This window comes from Pyxidicoccus xibeiensis (genome assembly GCF_024198175.1).
In the GTDB taxonomy this organism is placed as follows: domain Bacteria; phylum Myxococcota; class Myxococcia; order Myxococcales; family Myxococcaceae; genus Myxococcus; species Myxococcus xibeiensis.
Genome location: NZ_JAJVKV010000001.1, coordinates 643,044 through 659,847, shown reverse-complemented (window position 1 = coordinate 659,847; position 16,804 = coordinate 643,044). Strand labels below are relative to the sequence as shown.

At 69.5% G+C, this 16,804-nt stretch carries 17 protein-coding genes; 6 read left to right on the top strand and 11 right to left on the bottom strand.

Annotation, left to right across the window (positions count from 1 at the left end; genetic code table 11):
* The first annotated feature begins 21 nt into the window (after positions 1-21).
* Positions 22-366: a winged helix-turn-helix transcriptional regulator gene (locus LXT23_RS02650; protein ID WP_253978463.1), complete on the top strand. Its 345-nt coding sequence runs from the start codon at positions 22-24 to the stop codon at positions 364-366.
* On the opposite strand, the gene LXT23_RS02645 is transcribed toward LXT23_RS02650, so the two are convergent.
* The 4 genes from LXT23_RS02645 to LXT23_RS02630 form a co-directional block, all read right to left on the bottom strand.
* Complete coding sequence (locus LXT23_RS02645; protein ID WP_253978462.1) at positions 367-714, bottom strand: CBS domain-containing protein; 348 nt, start codon at positions 712-714, stop codon at positions 367-369.
* Positions 715-803: 89 nt separating this feature from the next.
* A complete protein-coding gene (locus LXT23_RS02640) occupies positions 804-1,754 on the bottom strand; it encodes a cyclic nucleotide-binding domain-containing protein (protein ID WP_253978461.1) in 951 nt (316 codons plus the stop codon).
* An 82-nt stretch (positions 1,755-1,836) separates the two neighbouring features.
* Positions 1,837-2,097: a hypothetical protein gene (locus LXT23_RS02635; RefSeq protein ID WP_253978460.1), complete on the bottom strand. Its 261-nt coding sequence runs from the start codon at positions 2,095-2,097 to the stop codon at positions 1,837-1,839.
* A 171-nt stretch (positions 2,098-2,268) separates the two neighbouring features.
* Entirely contained in the window at positions 2,269-2,589 is a 321-nt protein-coding gene (locus LXT23_RS02630; protein WP_253978459.1) for a hypothetical protein, read from the bottom strand.
* A gap of 142 nt (positions 2,590-2,731) precedes the next feature.
* Here LXT23_RS02630 and LXT23_RS02625 point away from each other — a divergent pair, with 142 nt between their 5' ends.
* On the top strand, positions 2,732-4,435 hold the full coding sequence (locus tag LXT23_RS02625; protein ID WP_253978458.1) for a dihydroxyacetone kinase family protein: 1,704 nt from the start codon (positions 2,732-2,734) through the stop codon (positions 4,433-4,435).
* A gap of 211 nt (positions 4,436-4,646) precedes the next feature.
* Here the strand turns inward: LXT23_RS02625 and LXT23_RS02620 are convergent, their stop codons facing one another.
* Entirely contained in the window at positions 4,647-5,354 is a 708-nt protein-coding gene (locus LXT23_RS02620; RefSeq protein ID WP_253978457.1) for a GNAT family N-acetyltransferase, read from the bottom strand.
* 227 nt (positions 5,355-5,581) lie between these two features.
* Positions 5,582-5,980 (bottom strand): hypothetical protein, encoded by a 399-nt coding sequence (locus tag LXT23_RS02615; protein WP_253978456.1) that lies wholly within the window; start codon positions 5,978-5,980, stop codon positions 5,582-5,584.
* Positions 5,981-6,151: 171 nt separating this feature from the next.
* Here LXT23_RS02615 and LXT23_RS02610 point away from each other — a divergent pair, with 171 nt between their 5' ends.
* The 3 genes from LXT23_RS02610 to LXT23_RS02600 are packed head-to-tail and all read left to right on the top strand — an operon-like array spanning position 6,152 to position 10,983.
* A complete protein-coding gene (locus LXT23_RS02610; protein ID WP_253978455.1) occupies positions 6,152-6,976 on the top strand; it encodes a RelA/SpoT domain-containing protein in 825 nt (274 codons plus the stop codon).
* Between the two features lie 21 nt (positions 6,977-6,997).
* The gene (locus tag LXT23_RS02605) at positions 6,998-8,419 is read left to right on the top strand and encodes an ATP-binding protein (protein ID WP_253978454.1); all 1,422 of its coding nucleotides are present in this window, start codon (positions 6,998-7,000) and stop codon (positions 8,417-8,419) included.
* Positions 8,416-10,983, top strand: coding sequence for an ATP-binding protein (locus LXT23_RS02600; protein ID WP_253978453.1), 2,568 nt, complete (start codon positions 8,416-8,418; stop codon positions 10,981-10,983). Before LXT23_RS02605 ends, LXT23_RS02600 begins: the two co-directional genes overlap by 4 nt.
* Before the next feature lie 41 nt (positions 10,984-11,024).
* Here the strand turns inward: LXT23_RS02600 and LXT23_RS02595 are convergent, their stop codons facing one another.
* From LXT23_RS02595 to LXT23_RS02585, 3 genes are read right to left on the bottom strand one after another with little or no spacing between them, the layout of a single operon-like run.
* Positions 11,025-12,122, bottom strand: a complete 1,098-nt coding sequence (locus LXT23_RS02595) for a phosphotransferase family protein (RefSeq protein WP_253978452.1) — start codon at positions 12,120-12,122, stop codon at positions 11,025-11,027.
* A gap of 5 nt (positions 12,123-12,127) precedes the next feature.
* Complete coding sequence (locus tag LXT23_RS02590) at positions 12,128-12,754, bottom strand: phenylalanine--tRNA ligase beta subunit-related protein (protein WP_253978451.1); 627 nt, start codon at positions 12,752-12,754, stop codon at positions 12,128-12,130.
* A complete protein-coding gene (locus tag LXT23_RS02585) occupies positions 12,748-13,521 on the bottom strand; it encodes a hypothetical protein (protein ID WP_253978450.1) in 774 nt (257 codons plus the stop codon). The genes LXT23_RS02590 and LXT23_RS02585 overlap by 7 nt, the downstream gene beginning before the upstream one ends.
* A gap of 199 nt (positions 13,522-13,720) precedes the next feature.
* Between LXT23_RS02585 and LXT23_RS02580 the strand changes: the two genes are divergently transcribed.
* Positions 13,721-15,343: an ABC-F family ATP-binding cassette domain-containing protein gene (locus tag LXT23_RS02580; RefSeq protein ID WP_253978449.1), complete on the top strand. Its 1,623-nt coding sequence runs from the start codon at positions 13,721-13,723 to the stop codon at positions 15,341-15,343.
* Between the two features lie 19 nt (positions 15,344-15,362).
* Here the strand turns inward: LXT23_RS02580 and LXT23_RS02575 are convergent, their stop codons facing one another.
* Entirely contained in the window at positions 15,363-16,130 is a 768-nt protein-coding gene (locus tag LXT23_RS02575; RefSeq protein WP_253978448.1) for a PH domain-containing protein, read from the bottom strand.
* Positions 16,123-16,728, bottom strand: coding sequence for a PH domain-containing protein (locus LXT23_RS02570; protein ID WP_253978447.1), 606 nt, complete (start codon positions 16,726-16,728; stop codon positions 16,123-16,125). The genes LXT23_RS02575 and LXT23_RS02570 overlap by 8 nt, the downstream gene beginning before the upstream one ends.
* Positions 16,729-16,804: the final 76 nt, after the last annotated feature.

Below are 16,804 nucleotides of genomic sequence, written 5' to 3'. Positions count from 1 at the left end.
CCCGGTTACCGGAGGTCGCCCATGTCGCTGCGGATGCGCAAGAGTCCTGCTTCCCCGCTGCCCCCGCCCTGTGCGCTGACCGAGTGCATGTCGCTCATCGCCGGAGCGTGGACGCCCAACGTCATCTGGCACCTGGGCGGCGGCCCCCGGCGCTTCGGCGAGCTGCGGGCGGACCTGCCGCGCATCTCCGCCCGGGTGCTCAGCGCCCGCCTGAAGGCGCTGGAGGCGCGGGGGGTCGTCCACCGCCGCGCCGCGCCGACCTCGCCCCCCTCCGTGGAGTACTCCCTGACGGAAGTGGGCCGGGAGCTCGTCCCGGCCCTCCACGCCATCGTCGAGGTCGGCGCCAGGCTCAAGCGCCTCCGGTGACTACTGCACCCAGCGCTTGCTGGTCTGGTACACGCTGATGAGCGGGGAGATGAGCGTCACCCGGGGCCGCCAGCTGGAGCCCTCGTCGTCGTCCCCGCCGTTACCGCCCTGCAACGATTTCAGGGAAAGAATTTCCGACATACAGGCCAGCGGGGAGTGCTCCCACACCTTGCGCAGGTCGTCGGACGTCACGCTGCCGAGCAGCTCCCCGTGCGTGTCGTCCACCACCGGCAGCCGGCTCAGCCCGTAGCGCTTCATCAGCGTGAGCGCCCGCACCACCGTGTCATTCGGGAACACCGTTACCGCCTTCGCCACCAGCTCGCTGCGTGCTTCCTGCTGCTCCGCCATCGCCCACCTCGCCACCCATGTTGCCCGGCCGGGCACATAGCAAAGCGCCGGCCAACGTCCGGCCCCGGCTCGGGGGCCCCTGTTCGTCCTCAGGAGTCCTTGCCGTCCTTGCCGGGCGGGGAGGGCTCGGCCATCACCTGGATGGTCTTCTTCAGCCGCTCCAGGCCCAGGCGCACCAGCGCGCCGCGGAGGTTGGGCTGGCTGAGGAAGGACTTCTCGAAGACCTCGCGCTCCAGCTTCAGCAGGGTGCAGGGGGTGGTGGTGCGCACGGTGGCGGTGGCCAGCCGGCTGCGCAGCAGGGAGATTTCGCCGAACAGGGCGCCCTCGCCCAGGGTGGTCAGGGTGGACTGGCGGCCGTCCTCGTGCGTGTGGAACACCTCGCACTCTCCGCGCAGCAGCACGTACAGGGCGTCACCCGGCTTGCCCCGCGTGAGCAGCGTCTCGCCCGCCTTCACGGTGCAGGGGACGAAGGCGGCGCCCAGCTCCTCGCGCAGCTCCGGGGACAGCGAGGACAGCAGCGGGTTGCTGCGCAGGGCGTCCGCGAGCAGCCGCTCCCGGGCCGCGCGCTCCAGCTTCTCGCCCTCCACGCCGTAGCCCGTCCACGCCTCGCGCCCGCCGGCCTGGGACAGCTCGAGGACGACGGCGTCCTCCACCGCCACCACGCTCGCGGTGCGCGGCGCGCCGGTGAGCAGCGCCAGCTCGCCGAAGAACTCGCCCGAGCCCAGCTGCCCCACCTCCACCTGGCCACCGTCCTTGGACTCGCGGGCCACGGCCACGCGCCCCTCCAGGACGACGAACATGGAGGTGCCCGGGTCGCCCTCGCGCACGACGACCTCGCCCGCCTGGAGGAAGCGGGTGACGACGGGCGGTGGGGGCTCCGAGCCCTCGGCTCCGGTGGCCTCGGCTCCGGCGGCCGTGGCTCCGGTGGTCGTGGCTCCGGTGGCCGGGCCGGGCTGGGGCCCTGTCGCGTCACCGGCGGCGGGGCGCGACGGGGCCGAGGTGTCGGAGAACAGGGACCGCAGGCGCTCCAGCAGGGACATGGTGACTTCCGGGAGAAGGAGGACGGACCGGCCCCATCCTACAAGTGCCGCCAGGGCAGCGCGGCTCGAAGCACTGCGGGTGTTACGTCGCCGAAGGCTCGGGCGGCGGGGTCCCCCGGTCGGCTTCCTTCGAGCCGACGACGGTGAGGTTCATCCCAATCTGCACGGACAGGGGCTTGCCGTCGACGGTGACGGTGGTCTTCCCGTTGATGTACCAGCCAAACGAGCCGGTGGAGAACGCCTTCACCTCGGCGAGGTGCTCCTGGCCGTTGATGACGACCTTCAGGGGCTCGGCCTTCTCGACGAACTGCGACTTCGACACGGGGCAGGGGGACTTGGCCATGGGCGCGCACCCTACCACCCGGGCCCGGGGATGGGAGGCAGGGGTGTTCACCGGACGCTGTTCGACGCGGGCATCCGGATCATCGAAAGGCTCTGCCTGGGAGCCGCCGCCAGCGGTGGGGCTGGCGGCGTCGGTGTGAGCCCCGCTCGCAATCGAGCCGCCTGGCGCGGGTCAGGTCTGCGGCAGGTGTTCCCAGCAGAAGTTGCAGCCCTGCCGGCAGCACTCGTAGGTGCCATAGCAGCTGCAGAAGCTGGCGTTGCACGAGCCCGAACAGGAGTCCGCCTGCTGCTCGAGGCTGGCGTCGGTGCCCTGCTCCGAAGCGGAGGACGCCGCCGCATCCCACGTGAAGTCCTGCTCGGCACCCGAGGCCTTCATCTCCACGACGTCGGTCGAGCCCTCGTCCCGCGCGAATTGATGCTCGTCGACGGTGCCACAACCGGCCACGGCCATCGCCACGGCCGCGAACACCGCCACCACGGACAGTCTGCGCATCGTGAAGCCCCCTCTTGTCGTTGCGTGAGTGCGGGAGCGACTTCCCCGCCCGGCCAGCCTGGGCCATGTAGACTGGAAGGGCCATGGACCCTGTCTGGGAATGATTGGGTTTCCATCAATCAATGTCAGAGGAGAAGACCCGGTGAAGAAGCTCGTCAATGCGCCCAGGGCCGTGGTGAGGGAGATGCTGGAAGGGCTGGTCGCGCTCGCTCCGGGGCAGGCGCTGCTGGAGGAGGAGACGGTGGTGGTTCGCGCGGACACGCCGGCGGACCTCCACCAGCGGAAGGTGGCGGTCATCTCCGGAGGCGGCAGCGGGCACGAGCCGGCGCACGCGGGCTACGTGGGCGAGGGCATGCTGAGCGCGGCGGTGGCGGGGGACGTGTTCACCTCGCCCAGCGCGGACGCGGTGCTGACCGCCATCCGCGCGGTGTCGGGCCCGGCGGGGGCGCTCCTGGTGGTGAAGAACTACACGGGAGACCGGCTGAACTTCGGGCTCGCCGCGGAGCTGGCGCGCGCGGAGGGCATTCCGGTGGAGGTCGTGGTGGTGGCCGACGACGTGGCCCTGCACGACACGGTGGAGCCCGCGCGGCGCCGGGGCATCGCTGGGACGGTGCTGGTGCACAAGGTTGCGGGAGCCGTGGCGGCGTCGGGGGCCTCGCTGGCGGAGGTGGCGCGCGAGGCGGCGGCGGCCGCGTCGGAGCTGGGCACCATGGGCGTGGCGCTCGGCCCCTGCACGGTGCCGGCGGCGGGCCGTCCGGGCTTCACGCTGGGCGAGGATGAAATCGAGCTGGGGCTGGGCATCCACGGAGAGCAGGGCGTGCGGCGCGTGCCGCTGCGGAGCGCGGATGCGCTGGTGGACACGCTGCTGACCACCATCCTGGAGGACCGGAGCATCGGCGCGGGGGACCGGGTGGCGCTGCTGGTCAACGGCCTGGGTGGCACTCCGCCGATGGAGCTGGCGATTGTCGCGCGCCGGGCGCTCGCGGTGCTGCGCCAGGGCGGCGTGCGGGTGGAGCGGGCCTGGAGTGGGACGCTGCTGTCGGCGCTGGAGATGCCGGGCTGCTCGCTCTCGCTGCTGAAGGTGGATGACGCGCGGCTGGCGAGGCTCGACCTGGCGACCACTGCGCCGGCCTGGCCTGGGGCGGGGCGGGTGGCGCCGGAGCGGACGCCGCGGCACCTGCCGGACACGCCGCGGGCGCCGCTGGCCGAAGGGGAGCAGCTGCCCGGAATGGAGCGTGTCCGCCGGGCGGCCCTCGCGGTGGCGGACGCCTTCGACGCGGAGGAGGCGCGGCTGACGACGCTGGACAGCGCGGCGGGGGATGGGGACCTGGGACTCAGCCTCGCGCGAGGCGCCGCCGCGGTTCGCGCGCTGCCCGAGTCGTCGTGGGCGACGCCCTCGCGGGCGCTGACCGCGATTGGCAATGCGTTGCGCAAGGCGATTGGCGGCAGCTCGGGTCCGTTCTACGCGACGGCGCTGCTGCGCGCGGCCCGGCGGCTGGCGGAGGTGGAGGGGATGCCGGCCGCGTCCGTGTGGGCGGGGGCCTTCAGCGCGGGTGTCGATGCGGTATCGGAGCTCGGGGGCGCGCGTCCTGGAGACCGGACCATGCTCGATGCGCTGAGGCCGGCGGCGGACACGTTTGCTCGCGAGTTGGAGGCCGGGAAGCCCCCCGCGGACGCCTGGGCCGCCGCCGTCCGTGAGGGTGAGCGGGGCGCCGAGGCCACCACGCACATGCAGCCGCGCCTGGGGCGGGCCAGCTACCTGGGCGCGCGCGCCGTCGGTGTGCCCGACGCCGGTGCCGTGGCGGTGGTGGTGTGGCTGAAGGCGCTGGCCGCCAGCCTCCGGTGAGCGGGGCGGCTTGCGAGTCGCCAGATGCCAGGCCACCGAGCCCGGTTCGTTCAGGGGAGTCGCGCAGCGGCCCGGGTTTCCGGCCTGGGCAGTGAGGCTTCCTGACAGGATTGCCCCGGGTGGACTGGTACTGCTCGGTCACTTCATGCGCTTTCGAGGAGAACTTCACCTCGAAGCTCTACGGTGACCCTCAGGCCGCGACCAGGTCGTATCAGCGCGAGTCCTCCGCCCGCGAGATGGACGCCACGCGGGCCACGGGTGTGAAGCCGAGCCGGGCCGCGAGCTCGAGTGAGGCGATGTTGGATTCGAGTGCGGCCCACACGGCGCGCTTGCTCCTCGTGCGCATGTGCTCGATGAGGGCATGCGCCGTGGCGGCCGCGTACCCCTGCCGCCTGAAGGGCTCGTGCGTGTCGATGGACACGTCCCACCACGTCTCCGTCTCGCTGCCGGAGTAGCTGAAGGCGACTGCAAGGCCCTCGGTGAAGGCCACCGCGAGCGGTGAGGACACGCGGGCCCGGGTGAGCTCACTGACGAAGTCCACCGGCAGGTGTCGCAGGTCCAGCGGTGCGTCCGCTTCGAGGATTCTCACCTCGCCGCGAATCACCGGAGGCGCTGGTGGAGGCCCCTGCTGGACATGAACCACCGCGACCTCCTCGCGCCAGCCGGGAAGCGGTCCGAGCGCCCGCGCATCCTCGAGGCCCATCACGACCTCGGTTCCCTGGGGGAGTCGCTCCAGGTACGCGAGGAGCCGCGCTCGTGGCGGCCGGCCCACCACGCAGGCCTCCAGGTTTTCGTACAGCAGGGCAGAGCGGCCGTCGGTCCATTCGACGCTTCCGGACCCGCTCAGCAGCGCGCCGCGTGCCCAGACGAGCTCCGGCACATCCGGAAGTGCGGCCAGCAGTGTCGAGGCATCACTCATGCGTCGCAGTGTACTTCGCGGCATGAGCCGGGCCCTCAACCCGTGCGGCGGGCCGCACTGTCCAGCCCGCAATGTTCCTCCGGCATGACAGAAAGGAGTCTGTCCCCGAGCCAGGAAGGAACGTTCCTTCCGCCTGGAGCATGACCTCCCCTGCGGGCTTCGTATGGCGAAGGGCATGGAGTCGTCGGATGCTGCAGTCGCGGCCGGAGCGCGCCCCCACTCGCAGCTCAGTGGGTGGAAAACCAATACAACAGCGCCACGCACGTCACGCCCAGCCCGGCGGCGCAGAGCCAGCCCGCCTTGCGAGCCGCGTCAACGAACGTGCGCCCACCCGGAGGTGACTCGCCCCGGTCGATGCGCCGCGCCTCCCACTCCGCGACCCACCAGCCGAGCAGGCCGGGTACCAGTCCAAACACCACCCCCGCGATGCCCAGCGAGAAGGCCAGCCAGGCCCGCCAGGACACCTCGGGCGCCCGGAACTGGCGACCGAGACAGGCTTCACACAACACGTCCTGCTCGAAAGGCCGCGCGCACGATGCGCACAGGAAGCTGCCGCATCGGCGGCAGATGGCGGTGGCCAGGACCTCCGGGTGTGAGGCGCAGCGCGCGTCCGAGTCCTGGGACATGGGTTACCGGGCCGCGGACGTCATGCGCATGAGGGCTCTGAGGACACCATAGGTGCTTGGTGCGAGCGCGGCCTTTGCACGAGGCCCGCCTCGCCCACTTCTGAAGGGCGTTGACAACTATCTTGTTGGGCAACTACCTTGTTGGGCAACAGGATGGTTGTGGAGGCAGGCATGTTCCTGGCGCCGGTGTTGGAGAAGGTCCAGGGGTTGGTAACCCATCATTTTCCCTGGGATGGACCCAAGCCGGCGGCCTGGGAGGCACAGCTCGCACATGTGCGGCGATGGCTGACACAGGAGACGGTCATCTACCGAGCCGTCGCCACGGCGCTGATCGCCCGGATGGATCCCATCCTGGCGAACCTCCAGCAGCAGCTCCCGCCTCATGAGCAAGGGCGGCTCTTCTACAGGCTCGATGACCGGCACGTCCTCAAGACCCCGGACAGCATCCTGGAGAAGATGGCTCGGCGGTGGGTGGATACCCGCCACCCGCCGCCCATCAGCTTCAGCAACCTGGACGAGCTGAGTGACCTGGGCCGCTTCCGCATCGTCACCAACTTCTTGTCGGATGTAGAGCTGATCTGTGGGCACCTGGAAGCGCCATATGACGCCACGAAGCGGGAGGCGCTCTCGCCGCCGCAGCAGCTGTTGTGGCGCGAGTTCAGTCTTCAGGGCAATCGATTCGAGGATCTGATCTCCATCGAACCCAGGAGCCGCAAGAGCGGAGAGCGGTGTCGCAAGGCGCAGTTCACCCCGAAGGCGTTCGCCCATCGTGGCTGCCGGGTGGAGGTGCAGATCCTCACCGTGCTCCAGGAGGCATGGGACAAGAAGGACCACGTTCTCATCTACGAACGGAGGCGGGCAGGTCTTCGCGTAGACGAAAGACATGAGCAGCTCAGCTACAGCCTCAGCGAGCAGCTCTACCTGGCTGACTACCTCTTCGACCAGCTCAAGCAGGCGAGCGCCCCTCCTGAGGCTCGCGATGGCGTGATTCCGTGAACGCCGGGAGATGAATCCACCATGCGACCTCGCAATGAATCGCTCAGGACCGGCACGCTGCTGGCGTTCTTCGAGCGGGAGAACCCACGGCGCAACGCCAGCGTCCTCTTCCTCGTGGAGGGAGCCGCGGATATCGCGCCCATGCGCGACATCGAGAGCGCTTGTTCCGGACTGATTGAAGGCGATGACTGCTTCCAGTGGCACATCGTGGCGAATCAGCTCGAGCTGGAGTCGGTGGACTCCCGCCTCGATGCGGCCGGACTGACGCGCTTCGAGGTCGCCGAGCTGCACGGCTTGTCGCAGGCGGAGCTACGGACCCTGCTCGCGCCAGCCATCGCCCAACTGCGGAAGGCGGAGCGGGTGCGCTTCCCCAGCGCGACCCGAGCGGAAGGCAGCGTGGCCAGGGGAATCGACTTCCTGGATCGGGAAGACGAGCTGATGACGCTGCAGCGGCTCATCGAAGAGGGACGGAACGTCCTGCTCGTCGCGCCGCGAAGATCCGGCAAGACGTCGCTCCTGTGCCGGCTCGAGGAGTTGCTCATCCCGCGATTCCGCCCGCTGCGGCTCGATGTCGAGAAGTATCGCAACGTGGACGCGTTCGCCGCCGAGCTGGAGGCTCGGGCCTCGGGTCGACGCTTCATCGAAGCACTCAAGCAGGTCCGAAACCAGGGCTGGCGAGAGGTGCTGACAGCGGCCCTCCAGGAGTTGTCGCGCGGGTCCGTGCCGCTCGTTCTCATCCTGGATGAGCTGGCGTGGTACCTCGAACACCTCGGGGCCGAGGACGGTCGCGCGTTGCTGGAGGCGCTCGACTGGGCACTGCGGAAGGCCGGTGCACGGCTCGTGGTGGCAGGCTCGCTGGACCTGGAGAGGTTCGCGCGCGAGCAACTCCACCTCCAACTGCCCGGCATGTTCGGGGCGCTGCACCGCTTCCCTCTGCCTCCCCTCGCCAGGCCCCGGCTTGCCCTCAACCTGCGGCGGGTGCTGCTCGGAACCGGGTTGGTCCTCGAGCAAGGGGACTTGGAGTGGATGGCCGACAACGTGGACCTGGCGATGCCCTATCCCGCGCTGCGCTTCCTGTCCCACCTCGCTTCGGCCGCGCGAGCCGGGGCGCTCTCGCCAGCGGCGCTGGAGCGGGAACTGGTCGACTATCTCGCCAGCACGGATGCTTTCGCGGAACTGGACGAGCAGCTCAAGCAAGCCGCTCAGCGGGACCCGCGCACCGCGGAAGGCTTCGAGCTGGCGCTGGATCGGCTTGCGTCGTCCAGTCGGCCACTCGACGTCTCCGACATGAAGGCCCTTCTGCACGCTGACCCGACGAAGCAGGCCGAGCACTTCAACTGGCTGGTCGAGTACTTTCCCCTGAGCGTGCAAGGAGAGCGCGTGGAGCTGGCCTCGCGCCTCTTCCAGCGTTACTGGCGTGCTCGTGGAGACATGCACCCATGAGCGAGAAGGTCTCCCTCTACAACCCGAGAGACACCCCGCCCGAGCAGCTCGAGGCCATGCTGACGGGGCGTGAGTTGCTGGTGAAGGAAATCCTCGACAGTCTCCGCGAGCAGGCGGACGCCTCGACGCGGCAGCATTGGCTGCTCCGCGGTCCGCGAGGAATCGGCAAGACGCACCTGACGGGCATCATCCACCATCGCGTCAGCACGGACCCCGAGCTGTCGAAGGTCTACCTCCCCTTGTGGCTGGGGGAGGCGGACGTCTACGAGGTCTACTCGCCCGCGACGCTCCTGATGCGCATCGCGGAGCGCCTGGTGGAAGCGGTACCTGGCGCGAAGCTCGGGGAGGAGCTCCTCACGCTGGAGGGCTCCGGTGACGAGGATGCACTCTTCGAGGACATGGCGGCGCGCCTGACGGAGGAGGCAGCGCGGCAGAAGCGCATCCTGCTCGTGTTGATGGAGAACCTCGACGCGCTCTTCGAGAGCTTCGCGCCCAAGCAGCGCACGGCCCAGACGCGGCAGCTGCGCTCGCTGCTGCTCGACAATCCGAGCGTCCTCTTCATCAGCACCACGCCCACCCGCTACCTCCAGGAGCTGAGCAATCCCAAGGCGCCGCTCTTCGCACAGCTCAAGGAGCGCAGGCTGAGCCAGCTCAAGGTGGAGGAGGTCGGTGCACTCTTCTCCAAGCTCGCGCAGCTGACGGGACGGAAGGAGATGCTCGGGTCGGGGCCGGATGCCGTGCTGAAGCAGCGCATCATCCACCAGCTGACGGGGGGACTGCCGCGCTCCGTGGTCATGGCCTTCGAAATCCTCCGGGACAAGGAGGGCATCCAGACGCTGGTCGAGGACCTGCGTGCCTTCCTGGATGCGCAGACGGCGTACTTCGAGGCCCGTCTGTCACGGCTTGCCGCGCGCGAGCGCGCCATCGTCACGACGCTGGCGCTGGCGGACTCGAACCTCACCCTGAAGGAGGTTGCGGACAAGAGCCGGCTGCCGGAGAAGTCCCTGTCCACGCTGATGGCCAGGCTGGTGCAGGAGGGGCATGTCGAGGCAGTGGAAGGCTCGGGCGGGAAGGGAACGCTCTATGGCCTCAGCGAGGGGCTGTTTCGTATCTGGTACCAGTACCGCAAGGGGCGGTTCCTGCTGGAGCCTCTCGTGCGGTTCCTGGCCTACTGGTACGAGCCCGGGGAACTGGGGAACGTGTTCGAGACCATGCGGCAGCGTCTCGACCACGAGGGTCCCAGGGCTGGGCGCGCCGCACGCCTCGCATTCCTGCAGGTGCAGGCGGCCTTCAACCTGGCGACCTCGGAGCAGGGGCGGCTCGAACGGCAACGCATCTGGGATGAATGCCGGCAGGCAATGGAGCGAGACACTTCGCAGGTGTCGCCTCGGCTTCTGGATCAGGGGCTGGAGCAGGCCCTCTCCGAGGCCATCAATCTGATGTTCTCCGGCCAGGGGGACGAGGGACGTGAGGCAATGGAGCGCGCACTCGCAGCTCATGAGCCTCTCTCTATGCACACCGCGCTCGAGTCTGCCCGTTTTCTCGTGCTTCGCGCTGTTGCCCTCTCGAAGGAGAGTGGGTTTGACAAGCCGGAAGTCTTCCAGTGGATTACGACTCGTTTTGAGAGCAGCCAGTATGACATTGTTCGTGCCATGGCGGCCTACGCCTGCTTCTGGGGGGTCGAGTGCTTGCGGACTCTTGGCAGGCATGAAGAGGCGTTGGCTCGGGCAGATGCCATCCTGGCTCTTCCAGAAGTAAAGAATCCCAAGTTGAGGTCACTCTTTCCTGGAACTGCCATCACACGAATGGTGATCCTCGGAGAGCTTGGCCGCAATGAGGAGGTGGTTGATGCCAGCAGGGCGCTTCTACGAGTGAGCCGCGACCAGACATTGCTTCAGTATGATGCGGCGACTCATCAGTCATTGTTTTTTCTATCGAAGGCACTCGCGGCACTGAGTCGACATGAAGAATTGGAGCAGGTTCTCGAGGAGCTGGCCTCCAGGGATGCGAGCAGGTTGCCAGTTGAGTTCAAGAAGATGTCGTCCAGTGCTGCTGTCGAGCTCTTTCTTATTAAGATCATCAACGGCAAGATCGGTTCAAGTGAATTTATAGACGAGCTGGCCAGGCATCTTGATGAACAGGGTGATGTTTTTGCGTCGATGCCGGCCGATGTACTTGGCGAGCTGATTGCGATGGTCGGAGTGGCGGTAGGTGCCGACAAGGCGAGTGCCGCTTCCAGTTCGGTACGGAGTCTGGTTGTTGGCTTGTTGGGACAGGATGTCGGCAGAGCCGTGTCGGTGTTTCTCAAAAAGCCGAAGCCGTTCTTCTTGCTCTTGCCCGTGGACGACGTCAGGGCATGGCTAGAGCAGATGCTGGACTCCGAAGTCGCTGCGGAACAGAAGGCGCAACTGCAGCTGTATCTGCGACTGGCAAAGCTCCTTGAGGTTGCAAAGACGAGGGGGCCCAAGGCGAGCGACCGCCTTGACCAGGAACTCGGTCGAATCCCCTCTGAGATCCGGGAACTCTACAAGTCGCTCGTTTCAATGCTGCGCGAGTCAGCCTGACGTCGCGCGGTACACACGAGAGGTCAGCCCCGTGTCGGTCTTCACCGGAACGCGGGCCAGGTGAACGTGGGCGTGTCGTGCCACCGCTCGGTGAGCCGCGCCTCCAGCGACGCGAGGGTGCGGGACAGGGCGGGCACGGGGTTCATCGGCTCCAGCACCGCGCGGCAGCGGGAGAGGTGGCGCAGGAGGGCGGCGCGCTCGGAGAAGCCGGGGGCCCACTCGCGGTCCTGCTCCAGGGCCCGGAGGGGAATCCACTGGAAGAGGTTCACGGTGCGCGCGGCGACCACGGTGGCGCGGGCGCGCGTCCAGGTGGAGTCCACCTGCGCCGCGTCGCAGCCCTGGGAGCAGGTGATGCGGTAGGTGAGCTCGGCGCGGGAGATGAGCTCGTCGGGCAGCGGCACCACCAGCAGCCACATCAGCGTGTCGTACAGGGCATGGCGCATGCCGCAGTACTCGAAGTCGAGCAGGCGCGGGCCACCGGGGGTGAACAGCGTGTTGCCCGGCGCCATGTCGCCATGCGTGAAAGAGAGGAAGGGGCCGGGGTCGGCCAGCGTGCGCGCGAGCGACTCCAGGTCCTCGTGGGTGCCCGGGGCCTCGGTGGCGCCGGTGGCGGCCACCCAGCGTCGCAGCCGGTCCTCGTGGTCCAGCAGGTAGCGCGCGTTGTCGATGCGCACGCGCGTGGGGCGGGGGCTCAGCGTGTGGCGGATGAGGTCGAAGTCGGCCTGCACGCCCAGGGTGCGCGCGTGCATCTGCCCGGTGAGGCGCGCCACGGCGAGCAGCCCGCCCGCGGCGGCGCGCGGGTCATCGCCGTTGAAGAGGTCCTCCAGGCTGGGGCCGGTGCCCAGGTCTTCCAGGGCGAAGAGGCGGCTGGAGACGTCTCCCGCGATGAGGCCCGGGGCGGTGGTGAGGTTGAGGCGGCCGAGCAGCTCCAGGCCGGTCCACTCGTCCAGGCCGAGCACCGGGTCGTCCCGGAAGTGCTTGAGGACGACGGTGGCCATGTCGCCGCCGCGCACGCGGGCGCGCACGACGTCGCAGCGGGACTGGGTGCGCAGCACCTGGGGCTCGGACAGCAGCACGGGGCGGCCCCACGCGGCGGAGAGGGCTCGTGCGCCGTCCGCGAGCAGCAGCTCCAGATCCACGGCGCTCAGGGCAGCCGCTCCACGGTGGCGCCCGCGCGCTCCAGCAGCTCCCGGTACCAGGCGAACGCGCGCGGGGTGCGGTCCCCCAGCGCCTTCGCGCCCCACAGCACGGTGAGGGTGCGGCGGGTGTCGGCGTTCGTCTTGGTGCGCTGGGCGTCCTTCACCGCGTTGGCGCAGGGCCCCTCCGCGTCGAAGAGGCACAGCAGCCCCTCCAGGTCGATGCTCTGCCCGGAGGCGTTGAAGACGTATTGCGAGCCGGCGGGGGCGATGCCGACGCGGAACGGCGCGCGGGCGCGGTCCAGGTCCACCACGCTGATGGGCAGGCCGCTGTGCAGGGACACGGCGTTGCACGCGTCGACGGCGAGGTTGATGGAGCCGAGCGAGCCGTCGCCGGAGGCGCGCACCAGGTACTCGGAGGCGGGCTTGCCGCGGCCGGTGGGCTTGTAGCCGCCGTGGCGGAGCATGTCGCGCACGGTGCCTCGCACCGTGTCGTCGCTGGACAGGGGCGCCGAGGCGCCGGGCTTGAGCAGGGCCACCAGCCAGTCCGGCGAGGGCTGCGCACCCAGCGGGGCCGGAAACGTCGTGGTGAAGGCCAGGGTGTCCAGGGACGGATGCGGGTCGACGGTCAGCACGGCGGGGACTCTACGACACGCCGAGCGGCCAGGGCGCGCGCCACGTCACCGAGTGTGGAGAGCCCCTCGAAGCGGATGTCCTCGGGCGGGGCGTTCCGGGTGAGCCACAGGCCGAGCAGTCCGCCAGCGAGCAGCAGGCCCCCGAGGACTCCCGGAGCGCCGCCGAGGGACGAGCCTCCCAGCAGGGTGAGCGCGAGTCCTCCCATGAAGGCCCACCCGCACCGGCTCCGGGTACGGTCGACGCGGACCTTCGCGGCGGGCAGCACGCCGGGAGCCAGGCGGGTGACGGCCCGGGTGAAGGTGTCCAGCTGGGCCCAGGTGTCGAGCGGCAGGCGGGCCGAGGGACGGGCTCCGGCAACGGGCAGCCCGGCGCGGACCAGCGCCGTGCGCAGCGTGAGGAACGCTCCCGCCGTCGCGCAGGCGGTGCCCGCCACGCGCAAGGCTGGCAGCACGGGGATGCGCAGGTGCGAGGCGACGTGCGCGCACAGGTGCCCGAGGGGGCGGCTCCGGGGCGAGAGCAGCCCGCGCCAGGCCTCCGGGGCGAAGTCGACGCCGAGCCAGTCATTGAGCGCGGGCGCCAGCGCCTTCCAGCTCGTGAGGAGGTCTCCGGCGTCCATCCACTCGGCGACGGGGGTGTCGAAGGTGAGGGTGGCGCCCCCGTCCACCTCGGGGTCCCACCCGGCGCGGTGTCGCAGGTCGTCCCTGAGCAGCTCCAGCACGTCCTCGGGAGTCGCCGGCCGGGTCTCCCACAGCTCCCTGCTCCTCATCGGCGTGCCTCCGGGCTCCCGCGGGGCGGAGCGCCCTCGGGAGGCGGAATCCTACCCGAGTGTACCTCTGGCGTCCGGTTCGGGGCCCGTCCGCCCGCCCGCTGCAAGAGAATGGGGAGTCCGGGGGTTCGGAACATTCTTCCCAGGGCGCGCCACGTGGCATAAGGGCGCCGCAACCGCTTCCGGGCCCCGTGCGCACATGATTCGTCTCGACAACATCGGCAAGCAGAATGGCCAGCAGATCCTCTTCATCGAGGCCTCCGCGGCGCTCCACAAGGGTGAGAAGGTCGGCCTCGTCGGTCCCAACGGGGCTGGCAAGACGACGCTCTTCCGGATGATTACGGGCCAGGAGCACCCGGACGAGGGCCAGGTCGCCGTCGACCGGGGCGTCACCATCGGCTACTTCAGCCAGGACGTGGGTGAGATGTCGGGCCGCAGCGCGGCGTCCGAGGTCATGGACGGCGCCGGCCCGGTGAGCACCGTGGCCGCCGAGCTGAAGGACCTGGAGGCCGCCATGGGCGACCCGGACCGGGCGGACGAGATGGAGAAGCTCGTCGAGCGCTACGGCGTGGTGCAGGGGCGCTTCGAGGAGCTGGGCGGCTACGCCCTGGAGGGCCGCGCGCGGGAAATCCTCGCGGGCCTGGGCTTCACGCAGGAGATGATGGACGGCGACGTGGGCGCGCTGTCGGGCGGCTGGAAGATGCGCGTGGCGCTGGCCCGCATCCTCCTGATGCGTCCGGACGCCATGCTCCTCGACGAGCCGAGCAACCACCTGGACCTGGAGAGCCTCATCTGGCTCGAGGAGTTCCTCAAGGGCTACGAGGGCGCGCTGCTGATGACCTCGCACGACCGCGAGTTCATGAACCGCATCGTGACCAAGGTGGTGGAAATCGACGGCGGCGCGCTGACGACGTACTCGGGCAACTACGAGTTCTACGAGCAGCAGCGCGCGCAGAACGAGAAGCAGCAGCAGGCCCAGTTCGAGCGCCAGCAGGCGATGCTCGCGAAGGAGATCAAGTTCATCGAGCGCTTCAAGGCGCGCGCCTCGCACGCCGCGCAGGTGCAGAGCCGGGTGAAGAAGCTGGAGAAGATCGAGCGCGTGGAGCCGCCCAAGCGCCGCACGACGGTGCTCTTCGAGTTCCAGCCCGCGCCGCGCTCCGGTGAGGACGTGGTCAGCCTGAAGAACGTGCACAAGGGCTACGGCAACCGGAGCATCTACGAGGGCCTGGACTTCCTGGTGCGCCGCACGGAGCGCTGGTGTGTCATGGGCGTCAACGGCGCGGGCAAGTCCACGCTGCTGAAGCTGGTGACGGGCTCCACGCAGCCGGACGAGGGCTCGGTGGCCCTGGGTGGCAGCGTGAAGATGGGCTACTTCGCCCAGCACGCCATGGACCTGCTGGACGGCGAGCGCACGGTGTTCCAGTCGCTGGAGGACGCGTTCCCCCGGGCGGGGCAGGGCTCGCTGCGGGCGCTGGCCGGCTGCTTCGGCTTCTCGGGCGACGAGGTGGACAAGAAGTGCCGCGTGCTGTCGGGCGGTGAGAAGGCGCGGCTCGTCATGGCGAAGATGCTCTTCGACCCGCCGAACTTCCTGGTGCTGGACGAGCCCACCAACCACCTGGACATGGCGACGAAGGAGATGCTCATCACCGCGCTGTCGCGGTACGAGGGCACCATGCTGTTCGTCTCGCACGACCGGCACTTCCTGGCCGCGCTGTCCAACCGCGTGCTGGAGCTGACGCCGGAGGGCATCCACCAGTACGGCGGCGGCTACACGGAGTACGTGGCGCGCACGGGCCACGAGGCCCCCGGCCTGCGCAGCTGAAGTCGTCCCGTGTGACGGGCTACTCCGCCGGAGTCCGGCTCCGGCGTGAGGGCAGCGCCTGCCGCAGCGCCCGCATCTCGCCCAGCAGCTCCCGCGCGGCCGCGAGTGCGTCGGGAGCCGTGCTGACGTCGGGAGCGGGCGCTTGCACCACGGAGGGCTCGCCCAGGCCGGCATCGCGGTGCTGGCGGACGCGCGCCAGGATGACGTCGCGAATCTCCCGGGCGTTGTCCACGCCGCGGAAGTGCGCCTCGTGCAGGTGCTCGCCGCCCCGGGAGTCCGCGTCACTCGAGCCGCTGGAGCCACCGCCACCGGCCGTCTCCACCTTCACGTCCGCGATGCCGAACAGGCGCTGGAGCGGGTTCTGCTGGATGGAGACCTGCTGGATGTTGGCGAAGGTCATCGTCTTCTCCTGCAGGGAGACGACACCCTCGCGGATGCGCAGGCTCCGGTCGGAGAGGATGTACCAGCGCAGGTTGAGGTCCACCCACGTCACCAGGAAGCCCAGGGGCAGCTGCGCGAGGAATCCCAGCCAGGCGAAGGCCTCGAGGCCCCAGGCAATCTCGTCCGCGTAGCGGAAGTCGAACGGGGAGCCGAAGGCGCTGAGGAACATGAAGCCCGCGAGCAGGCCGACGACGAGGCCGAGCTGCTTCATGCCCCAGCCCAGCAGCCGGTAGCGGCGGTAGCCGGGCGCGGAGCGGAACACGCGCACCGCGTCCCCCACGGGGACCTGGGGCTCCGGCGGCACCTTGAGCAGGCGCAGGAACCATGCGTGGCGGGGCTCAGCCATCCGTCTCCTCCGCCTTCTCCCGCGTCGCGGAGCCGTCACCCAGGCTGAGCCGGAGCGCACGCACCTCGGCCGCCACCTCGCGCAGCGTGGCCGTCAGCGCGGCTGCGTCACCCGCGGGCAGCGCGTGCGAGGTGTCATGAGACGCGGGCAGGGGGTGCTCCCGGGAGCCGCGCATCTTCGAGTAGAGAAAGTCCCGCATCGCCTCGAAGGCCTGCACGCCCTCGATGGTGACTTCCGCGCGGGCATTGCCGCTCGCCGTCTGTATCTGGATTCGCGCGAGCCCGAGCCAGCGCTCCACCACGTTGCTGGACAGGTGGATGTCCTGGATGCGCGCGTAGGTGAGGGAGATTTCGCGGCGGAAGAGGATGCCCCAGCGCGCGGTGAGCCCCTCCGCGTCCAGTTCGTAGCGCAGCGTGCGGAACTTGAAGTACCGCACCGCCATGAGGATGGGGAAGCCCGGGCCGGCCAGCATGGCGGAGAGCAGGTAGTAGGTGAGCAGGTTCGCGTGCGGGCGCAGCGCCACGGGCAGCCGCGAGAAGGGCGCTGCCTCCGCGGGCGCGGCTACCGCCAGGGACGAAGGTGAACCCGTGTCTGTCATGTGCGGCTCACCGGAGGGACTCCCGCGGTAGGTTTGCACTGCTGCTCTACGTGCATGAAGGGACACGATTGCACAC

Excerpts from the sequence above, each read along its gene's own strand:
- LXT23_RS02585 (WP_253978450.1), bottom strand. The coding sequence starts at position 13,521 with ATGAGGAGCAGGGAGCTGTGGGAGACCCGGCCGGCGACTCCCGAGGAC.
- LXT23_RS02630 (WP_253978459.1), bottom strand. The coding sequence starts at position 2,589 with ATGCGCAGACTGTCCGTGGTGGCGGTGTTCGCGGCCGTGGCGATGGCC.
- LXT23_RS02620 (WP_253978457.1), bottom strand. The coding sequence starts at position 5,354 with ATGAGTGATGCCTCGACACTGCTGGCCGCACTTCCGGATGTGCCGGAG.
- LXT23_RS02605 (WP_253978454.1), top strand. The coding sequence starts at position 6,998 with ATGCGACCTCGCAATGAATCGCTCAGGACCGGCACGCTGCTGGCGTTC.
- LXT23_RS02635 (WP_253978460.1), bottom strand. The coding sequence starts at position 2,097 with ATGGCCAAGTCCCCCTGCCCCGTGTCGAAGTCGCAGTTCGTCGAGAAG.
- LXT23_RS02640 (WP_253978461.1), bottom strand. The coding sequence starts at position 1,754 with ATGTCCCTGCTGGAGCGCCTGCGGTCCCTGTTCTCCGACACCTCGGCC.
- LXT23_RS02610 (WP_253978455.1), top strand. The coding sequence starts at position 6,152 with ATGTTCCTGGCGCCGGTGTTGGAGAAGGTCCAGGGGTTGGTAACCCAT.
- LXT23_RS02580 (WP_253978449.1), top strand. The coding sequence starts at position 13,721 with ATGATTCGTCTCGACAACATCGGCAAGCAGAATGGCCAGCAGATCCTC.
- LXT23_RS02615 (WP_253978456.1), bottom strand. The coding sequence starts at position 5,980 with ATGTCCCAGGACTCGGACGCGCGCTGCGCCTCACACCCGGAGGTCCTG.
- LXT23_RS02650 (WP_253978463.1), top strand. The coding sequence starts at position 22 with ATGTCGCTGCGGATGCGCAAGAGTCCTGCTTCCCCGCTGCCCCCGCCC.
- LXT23_RS02600 (WP_253978453.1), top strand. The coding sequence starts at position 8,416 with ATGAGCGAGAAGGTCTCCCTCTACAACCCGAGAGACACCCCGCCCGAG.
- LXT23_RS02575 (WP_253978448.1), bottom strand. The coding sequence starts at position 16,130 with ATGGCTGAGCCCCGCCACGCATGGTTCCTGCGCCTGCTCAAGGTGCCG.
- LXT23_RS02570 (WP_253978447.1), bottom strand. The coding sequence starts at position 16,728 with ATGACAGACACGGGTTCACCTTCGTCCCTGGCGGTAGCCGCGCCCGCG.
- LXT23_RS02645 (WP_253978462.1), bottom strand. The coding sequence starts at position 714 with ATGGCGGAGCAGCAGGAAGCACGCAGCGAGCTGGTGGCGAAGGCGGTA.